A 9058-nucleotide genomic window follows, 5' to 3' on the forward strand; every position below is an offset into this window, starting at 1 on the left:
GACGGATTCTATGAGCGCGGGGCCGAGGGCTATGAGCGCGCGACCGAGGTCTATGAGCGCGGTGCCAAGGGCTATGAGCGCGCGGCCAGATTCTATGAGCGCGAAGCCAAGGCCTATGAGCGCGGGGCCAAGGCTATGAGCGCGGTGCCAAGGTCTATGAGCGCGCGGACAGATTCTATGAGCGCGGAGCCAAGGCCTATGAGCGCGCGGACAAGGTCTATGAGCGCGGAGCCAAGGCCTATGAGCGCGCGGACAAGGTCTATGAGCGCGAAGCCAAGGGCTATGAGCGCGCGGCCAGATTCTATGAGCGCGAAGCCAAGGCCTATGAGCGCGCGGACGGATTCAATGAGCGGACTACCACGATCTATGAGCGCGTAGTCGCATCATCCATCCATATTCATTCTGACACGCCCCACTTCCATACATGTCGATTTTCAGATCTCGAATCAATCGAATAATTTACCACACGCTTATTCACGCCAAGTAACTCATAGCGATACAACGTTGGTACGAGCGGCACGTCTTCTACCATCAACGCTTGCCAATCCTTATAAATTGCTTGCCTATACTCCGTATCAAAAGCTTTTTCGGATGTTCCCGCCTTCAGCAACTGATCATTCAAATCACTCGTATACCGTGAATAATTAAACAGCGCCTGACGTCCATATAACCCCGACGGATCAGGATCAGAACCCGTCCCCCACGCACCTTGGAAAATATCTACTTTAGGATCATCTGATTTCACCAACTCATAAAAAGAGTGAAAATCATGCAGACGGCCGTCCGTTAATTCTACTTGCAAACCGATGTCTGCCCAATTTTGGATATAATACTTCGCAATTGGCTCTGCTACATCTCCTCCCGCCATCGAAGCGAAATGCAGAATGAACGGCTTACCGTTAGGATCTTCCCGGTAGCCGTCCCCTGTCACATCGATATAGCCCGCCTCATCGAGTAAAGCTTTTGCTTTTATAGGATCATATGGACGTCCCAGATTCTCCACGTCATGGTACGAATCAAATACAGGAACGATCAGTGTCGTCGCTGGAAAGCGCAAACCATGGTACAAATACATCCCGACTGACTCATTATCAAGCGCATACCACATTGCTTGGCGAACAAGTTTATTCGCCAATTTTGCGTCTGGATTCATTCGATTTTCTTTTTTCTTCTCATCCCATATACCGAGTTTAAACCCAATATAGCTATAGGCCATGTCCAAGTCTCCAAGCAAATCAATATTACCTAGCTTCTTTACCGCTTCATATTGATCCACAGGTACTCTGGCTATATCCACATCACCTTTTTTCAACGACTCCACGACAACTGCTTCATTCACTGTCTTTAACACAACCGATTGCAGTTGCGGTCGGCCTCGCCAGTAATTTTCATTGCGTTCCAATAAAATGGACTCACCTGGCACAATTTTAACAATAATGTACGGACCGAAACCGATGGGTGTAACACGTATTTTATCGGATGCTTCCAGTTCTCTCATCGTCAACTCGCCTGCCGTTACATCTCCTACATGATGTCGTGGCACTGGAACGGACCAAAAACCTGTCAAGATCGAGGGAGTCGCCTCTTTGAAAGTCACATGAATTGTCCGTTCATCGGGAACACGGATTCCAGCAATCGTATTTGTTCGACCTGCATGATAAGCATCCATCCCAACGACATTTTCAATCGTAAACGTGTAGCGCTCTCCTGCATATTCAGGATGACCTAATAATTCATAGGCATATAGTAAATCACTCGCTTTGACAGGTTCACCATCATGCCAATAGACGCCTTCTTTTATGCGTAAAGTAATTGTCCGCTTATCTTCAGACAACTCATATGTCGCAGCACCTTCATTCGTAATCTCAAAATCACTGTTTATTGAAAGTAGCGATTCGTCAAACCAAGTCATGATTTCCGCATCAAATGAACCACTGTAAAATGGTCGGCTAAGCGTTCCTTCAAACGGATCTGAACTGACTAACGCGACGGTCATTTCCCCATTATCTAACGGTGGATTTTGATTGGATACGTCAAGGGGAAATGAGGGTAGATCCTTTACGACACGGGACTGTGCATCCGAACAGCCAGCCAATAAAATACCTATCACTAGTATGATCCACTGCATTCGCAAACCATTCTCCTCCTTCATCCGATGCGTTGCCTCGCGTCCGCTGCTCGCTTGACTGCTTGACCGATATAATTGATGCATAGCATAATTACTAAAATTAGCAAAGCTGCGGGCAACCACACCCACCATTTGTTTTGAACAATATCCGGATTCTTAGCTAGCGCGATTAATGTGCCGAGTGATGGTGTTCCGGACGGCAAGCCGAAACCAAGAAATGTCAAACCAGTCTCCAATCCGATGTTACCTGCTAGCGTCAGAGTCATATTGACAATAATGAGCGAACTCAAATTCGGTAGCAATTCAAACAACATGATCTTCCAATCCGGTGTTCCAAGCGTTTTGGAAGCTTGAATATATTCTTGTTCTCGCTCCGCAAGCCCCCTTGATCGAATGAGACGTGCTTTTCCGAACCAGGCGAAGGCACTCATAATAAGAATGAAATTAAAGACGCTATAATTCGGCACGATCACAACAAATACAATAATGATCATCAGCGAAGGCAAAATCATAAGAAAATCAAGAACTCGACAAATTATTTGATCGACAATTCCCCCGTAATAACCCGCAAGCAGACCAATCACTATTCCATATAAACCAGCAAGCAATGTTACACAAACACCAATGGTCAACGAGTTTCTAGCCCCTAGTAATAACTGACCAAAAACATCCCGTCCTCCATCATCTGTTCCGAACCAGTAACTAGTGGACGGTGGTTGATAAATTCGTGATAATTCGATTCTCGTGATACTGTCGATGGAAAGAAAGAGTGGTGAACAGTAAGCGATTACTACTATGGAAGCGAGTAAAAGTATTGAATAGAACGCAAGCCGATCATGCCGAATTTCATGTACAATCATAGATAGGAACGTGCGATTTTCTGTTTTCGCTTCATTTGAACGCATCATTGCCTCCCCTCCTCATCCAAGACGAATACGCGGATCGACTATTCTCAAAATGATATCCGACAACATCGTCCCGACAATTACTGCTGCACCCGAAATAAGTACCAGTGCAGTCACCACCGTGAAATCCCTTGCCATAATGGAATCAATAAACAATCGTCCGAGTCCCGGATAGCTGAAAATCGTTTCAATAAATACAGAACCGGCTATTAATCCTGTTATTTCATAGCCTAAAAATGCGGCAATTGGCAACATCGAATGGCGCAATATATGCCGATTGTACACAACATTCTCCGGCACCCCTTTGGCCCGAGCTGTTTTGACGAAATCCTTCACTTTCGTTTCAATAATTTCGTTGCGCAAATACTGCACCGTCGAATACGTCAATAAAAGCGAGCCTGACAACACCGGTAGTACTAAATGCTTCAGTTTGTCCCCCATATATTCCATGGAGCCTTCTTCCATTCGAATATCGACGCTTCCCCCGCTCGGAAACCAATCCAATACAAAGCCGAAGACGTACAGCATCAACAATGCAAAAACAAACACAGGTGTTGCGAATGACACATAGTTATACGTGACAATCAATTGATCCGCGAAGCCACCTGTCCACCTACCTGCTATTAAGCCAAGTGGAATCGCAAGTAAATACGTAACAATCAGCGTTGCTAACGATAACCAAATCGTGTTTTCAATGCGCCCCGCCAGTAATTGTGTAACGGGTTGTTTATGCACGAATGATTGCCCGAAATCTCCTCGAATAGCGTCTCCAATCCAACGCCCGTACTGAACAATCCATGGATCATTCAAACCGTGTTGTTGCCGAATCTTCTCCATCTGTTCAGCTGAGACATTCGGTTTTCCCATAAATGCCCCCGTCACAGCATCACCCGGCATCTGTTTGGCTAAAAAGAAAATAAGCACACTCAATAATAGTAATTGTGGAATCATTAGGAAGGTCCTTTTGATTATGAATGCGATCATTTTCGTACCTCCTCACTTCACAGCCGCAGAGTGCGTAGCAGTAATCTTGCGTAACTCTTTTACACGACCAGCCGCATCAAAAAACTCATCTACTTGCTGTTCATATTCATGCTGGATTCTCTGGCGTTCCTGAAGCTTCTTTAGACGTTTATCTGGATCCATTTCTGGAACCGCAGCTAGTAAACGCTTCGTATAAAGATGGCACGGTCGCTCGAAAATATCTTCTACTGTCCCTTCTTCAACGAGGCGTCCTTGATACATGATGCCAATGCGATCACACATATGGCGGACGATTCCTAAGTCGTGGGATATAAACAACATCGTTAGCCCGTACTCTTGCTGTATGTCTTTCATGAAATTTAGTACTTGTGCTTGTACTGATACATCAAGTGCAGACACTGGTTCATCCGCTATAAGTAGTTTCGGTTGCAAAGCGAGCGCTCGGGCGATGCCGATACGCTGTCGCTGACCGCCTGAAAACTGATGGGGGTATTGATAGAGTGACTCGGGATTCAAACCCACCCGTTCCACTAGCGCTTGAACTTTCCGTAATTCTTCTTCTTTCGATAGTCGTTCAAAGTTTCGCAGTGGTTCTGCAATACTATTCCAGACATTTTTTCGTGGATTCAACGAAGAATAAGGGTCTTGGAAAATCATTTGCATATCCTTCATTTGTTCCCTTCGTTTGTTGCGTGATAGGGATGCTATATCCTCGCCTTGAAAAAGAATTTGCCCTTCTGTTATACGATTGAGCCCAATCATCGCCCGCGCAGTTGTCGACTTTCCACAACCAGATTCACCAACGAGTCCGTACACTTCTCCTCTGTAAAGTTGCAGACTCACTCGATCCACAATAGGAACTACTGAATGAGCCCGTTTAATGAACGCTCTTTTCTGCGGCAATGGAACCGTCATATTATGTAGCTGTAAAAGGGGCATCCGTTTCATCTCCTATTCTGTCTGCAGGTAAGTAGAAGTGTTGATGGCAAGTGCAGCGAACATAATGTCCAGGGGCTATTTCTCGCAACACAGGATCATCTTCATGCAGTTCATTCGAAATCCATGGAATACGTGGTGCAAAACGACACCCACTACGCTTAAGACGTTCTATTGCGGGAACCATCCCGTCAATGACATGCAGTTTTTGCTGTTGACCAGAAGGGAGCGAGTGAAGAAGAGAGCGAGTATACGGATGAAGTGGATGATGAAATAATTCATGAACCGTTGCCAGCTCAACAATTTCTCCTGCATACATGACCGCCACTCGATCTGCCATTTCCGCTACTACACCCAAATCATGCGTAATTAATAAAATTCCCGCTTGCGATTGTTGCTGTAACTCTTTCATCAGTTCCATGATCTGCGCCTGAATTGTTACATCGAGCGCAGTCGTCGGTTCATCCGCAATTAATAAAACAGGATCACAAGCTAATGCCATCGCAATCAGTACGCGTTGTCGCATGCCGCCGGACAGTTCATGGGGATAGTGTTGATAGACTTGTGCACTAGTTTGGATGCCGACTTGTTCAAGCAACTGCAACACACGTTGTTTCTTCTCTTTTGTGGATAAAGGCAGATGGACATCCATCACTTCTTTAATTTGCCGACCTACTGTCAACAACGGATGCAGGGCAGTCATCGGGTCTTGGAATATCATCGCGAGCTGTTTGCCACGGATTTGATTGAGTTTCGCAGTAGATAACTGTAGTAGGTTTTGTCCTTGAAACTCGACCGACCCTTCTATACGAGTGCGCTCCTTTGGATGCAATCCCATAATCGATAAAGCGAGCGCACTTTTCCCGCAGCCCGATTCACCGACAATCGCTACTACTTCATTTCTGTGGATAGTCAACGAAACTCCATCCACAGCCCGGTGAAATTCACCATCAATTAGGAAAGATGTTCGCAGTTTGTGGATAGTTAGCAAGTTATCCTCCACTTCATCAACTCCTTTGTAGATAGTGTGAATATATTCCGGTAAATTATGCATAGTGATTAAAAACTTATCCACTTTTCTGTATTTGTGGATAGTTTTTTGGGTACGATTGTGCCTCTATGAGCGTGGAGCCACTTCCTATGAGCACACGTACACTTTCCATGAGCGCGGGGCCACTTTCTATGAGCGCCAAAGAACAACAAAAAAACCGAATAACTGAAATTCGTCAGTCATTCGGTCCGATGTTATATTTTGGAAGTTAAATTTTTTAAAACTCCTGTTAATTCATGAATTGTTAAAATCATTTATCGTGTGGTGACCATTACAAATTTATGCTACCTATATTTACTTTTGACGGCTGTAAGAGTACCGAAACTGAAAAGGTAAACAGTGGGGCGCGTTTCAGTTTTCCTATACCGAAAACTGAAAGAGTACCGAAACACGGTGTTCGGTGGTCGTTAACCACACCAAGTTTTCCTATACCAAAAACTGAAAGAGTACCGAAACTAGATGCTGGTCACAGTTTACACACACCGGGTTTTCCTATACCAAAAACTGAAAGAGTACCGAAACCATTAAGGGGTACTCACCGACGTACTTCAAGTTTTCCTATACCGAAAACTGAAAGAGTACCGAAACACAACGCGATATGTTGCAGGGAAAGCATTGGTTTTCCTATACCGAAAACTGAAAGAGTACCGAAACCGGAATGGTTGACGGAATTAAAGAGAAGCTGTTTTCCTATACCGAAAACTGAAAGAGTACCGAAACTATGTATAATGGGCGTAACGGTAAGGGGTAGTTTTCCTATACCGAAAACTGAAAGAGTACCGAAACTTGCTCAATGGTTGATCTCATCCATCGTTTGTTTTCCTATACCGAAAACTGAAAGAGTACCGAAACAAGCTGGAAGCAATAACCCAGAGGTCGTAAGTTTTCCTATACCGAAAACTGAAAGAGTACCGAAACTGTGCGCGCGCTTGGCTGCGGCGGCTTTCGGTTTTCCTATACCGAAAACTGAAAGAGTACCGAAACTCGTATTCATAAGGATAGACCTCCGATTTCGTTTTCCTATACCGAAAACTGAAAGAGTACCGAAACCCTCATTCATGAATCCATTAGTCACCTTGTGTTTTCCTATACCGAAAACTGAAAGAGTACCGAAACTAAACATATTAAGTAACCATTTAGCGTTATGTTTTCCTATACCGAAAACTGAAAGAGTACCGAAACAGAGAACTGCGCGACGGTGATTTAGTTTAGTTTTCCTATACCGAAAACTGAAAGAGTACCGAAACTCCGCTAGGTTTTTATAGCGAGACTGCCAAGTTTTCCTATACCGAAAACTGAAAGAGTACCGAAACGTCGAACTTGGTGCGAATACAGTCACGTATGTTTTCCTATACCGAAAACTGAAAGAGTACCGAAACTCATTCTGCCAAATCATGTTGCTGCCGCAATGTTTTCCTATACCGAAAACTGAAAGAGTACCGAAACCCGGCTCAAATACATACCAAACCTCTCCAGGTTTTCCTATACCGAAAACTGAAAGAGTACCGAAACGTGATATTTGAGTTTTGCGGTTATTTTGAGTTTTCCTATACCGAAAACTGAAAGAGTACCGAAACCGATATAAATATCTTTGTTTGCGAAGTCAAGTTTTCCTATACCGAAAACTGAAAGAGTACCGAAACCGTGTTAGACCTAACTTTGATACGCGCCAAGTTTTCCTATACCGAAAACTGAAAGAGTACCGAAACTAGCTTGCCGCCGTAGGTTTCGACCTTGCGTTTTCCTATACCGAAAACTGAAAGAGTACCGAAACTCGGCTAATGCTTGGTCGGATTTTGTTAGTGTTTTCCTATACCGAAAACTGAAAGAGTACCGAAACAATAAAGTAGATAATTGTTGACAGTTGATAGTTTTCCTATACCGAAAACTGAAAGAGTACCGAAACCGTCAATGTCTCGCGCATCCACAAATAGCGTTTTCCTATACCGAAAACTGAAAGAGTACCGAAACTGGTGCTTTGATAGATTAAACCGACTTCTGTTTTCCTATACCGAAAACTGAAAGAGTACCGAAACAGTATCTGCCAACTGTTGAGCAGTGGAGTCGTTTTCCTATACCGAAAACTGAAAGAGTACCGAAACCAGATGGGGCCGAAAGCCGCGGGCGAAATTGTTTTCCTATACCGAAAACTGAAAGAGTACCGAAACCCTGCCCATGTACTCCACCTGAACGGAATAGTTTTCCTATACCGAAAACTGAAAGAGTACCGAAACAAGTGGTGGAAGAAGTACCACCAACTATTAGTTTTCCTATACCGAAAACTGAAAGAGTACCGAAACGGTGTCTGATCAGCTTGGCTATCCAACGTTGTTTTCCTATACCGAAAACTGAAAGAGTACCGAAACGTATCAAGATTGAGTCCACCTTCTGTTTCAGTTTTCCTATACCGAAAACTGAAAGAGTACCGAAACCTGTCTGTTCTTCCCATCCTAGCAACGTGAGTTTTCCTATACCGAAAACTGAAAGAGTACCGAAACTGGACGAGAGCGGGAGAGCAACCCGCGTAAGTTTTCCTATACCGAAAACTGAAAGAGTACCGAAACCAAGAACCTCTTTTTCTTTCTTTTGCTGTTGTTTTCCTATACCGAAAACTGAAAGAGTACCGAAACAGATAATTCAATGTCGATGCCGCTTTGATAGTTTTCCTATACCGAAAACTGAAAGAGTACCGAAACTTACTAGTAAATCGTCACCTTTATAAATTGGTTTTCCTATACCGAAAACTGAAAGAGTACCGAAACATGATGGATAGACGAGAAATCAACTCCATTGTTTTCCTATACCGAAAACTGAAAGAGTACCGAAACGGCGTGTTGAACAGCCAACAGATGATAAGAGTTTTCCTATACCGAAAACTGAAAGAGTACCGAAACACAAGGCGGTGGTGAATCATGAAGCCTAATGTTTTCCTATACCGAAAACTGAAAGAGTACCGAAACTTACTTGTTAATACAATTATATCATGTATTGTTTTCCTATACCGAAAACTGAAAGAGTACCGAAACTCGTATTCATAAGGATAGACCTCCGATT

General features: G+C 44.0%; 6 protein-coding genes and 1 CRISPR repeat array. Of the genes, 1 reads left to right on the forward strand and 5 read right to left on the reverse strand.

The window, feature by feature from the left end; genetic code table 11:
* Positions 1 to 397 precede the first annotated feature (397 nt).
* The 5 genes from CSV79_RS11380 to CSV79_RS11400 are packed head-to-tail and all read right to left on the reverse strand — an operon-like array spanning position 398 to position 5956.
* Positions 398 to 2128: an oligopeptide ABC transporter substrate-binding protein gene (locus CSV79_RS11380; RefSeq protein WP_233201427.1), complete on the reverse strand. Its 1731-nt coding sequence runs from the start codon at positions 2126 to 2128 to the stop codon at positions 398 to 400.
* Positions 2129 to 2148: 20 nt separating this feature from the next.
* Positions 2149 to 3036, reverse strand: a complete 888-nt coding sequence (locus CSV79_RS11385; RefSeq protein ID WP_099689177.1) for an ABC transporter permease — start codon at positions 3034 to 3036, stop codon at positions 2149 to 2151.
* 12 nt (positions 3037 to 3048) lie between these two features.
* Entirely contained in the window at positions 3049 to 4017 is a 969-nt protein-coding gene (opp4B, locus tag CSV79_RS11390; protein WP_099689178.1) for an oligopeptide ABC transporter permease, read from the reverse strand.
* Positions 4018 to 4029: 12 nt separating this feature from the next.
* Positions 4030 to 4956, reverse strand: a complete 927-nt coding sequence (locus CSV79_RS11395; protein ID WP_099689179.1) for an ABC transporter ATP-binding protein — start codon at positions 4954 to 4956, stop codon at positions 4030 to 4032.
* Positions 4934 to 5956 (reverse strand): ABC transporter ATP-binding protein, encoded by a 1023-nt coding sequence (locus CSV79_RS11400; protein ID WP_304442591.1) that lies wholly within the window; start codon positions 5954 to 5956, stop codon positions 4934 to 4936. Before CSV79_RS11400 ends, CSV79_RS11395 begins: the two co-directional genes overlap by 23 nt.
* 137 nt (positions 5957 to 6093) lie before the next feature.
* On the opposite strand from CSV79_RS11400, the gene CSV79_RS17315 reads away from it, so the two are divergent.
* Positions 6094 to 6216, forward strand: coding sequence for a hypothetical protein (locus tag CSV79_RS17315; protein ID WP_255407439.1), 123 nt, complete (start codon positions 6094 to 6096; stop codon positions 6214 to 6216).
* A 142-nt stretch (positions 6217 to 6358) separates the two neighbouring features.
* Positions 6359 to 9030: direct repeats of the CRISPR family, unit length 36 nt; unit sequence GTTTTCCTATACCGAAAACTGAAAGAGTACCGAAAC.
* The last annotated feature ends 28 nt before the right edge of the window (positions 9031 to 9058 follow it).

Origin of the sequence: Sporosarcina sp. P13, from assembly GCF_002743055.1 — a bacterium.
Taxonomy (GTDB): domain Bacteria; phylum Bacillota; class Bacilli; order Bacillales_A; family Planococcaceae; genus Sporosarcina.

What these genes read in the sequence shown, in the direction of transcription:
- CSV79_RS11380 (WP_233201427.1), bottom strand. Translation starts at nt 2,128, where the DNA reads ATGCAGTGGATCATACTAGTGATAGGTATTTTATTGGCTGGCTGTTCG.
- CSV79_RS11385 (WP_099689177.1), bottom strand. Translation starts at nt 3,036, where the DNA reads ATGATGCGTTCAAATGAAGCGAAAACAGAAAATCGCACGTTCCTATCT.
- opp4B (WP_099689178.1), bottom strand. Translation starts at nt 4,017, where the DNA reads ATGATCGCATTCATAATCAAAAGGACCTTCCTAATGATTCCACAATTA.
- CSV79_RS11395 (WP_099689179.1), bottom strand. Translation starts at nt 4,956, where the DNA reads ATGCCCCTTTTACAGCTACATAATATGACGGTTCCATTGCCGCAGAAA.
- CSV79_RS17315 (WP_255407439.1), top strand. Translation starts at nt 6,094, where the DNA reads ATGAGCACACGTACACTTTCCATGAGCGCGGGGCCACTTTCTATGAGC.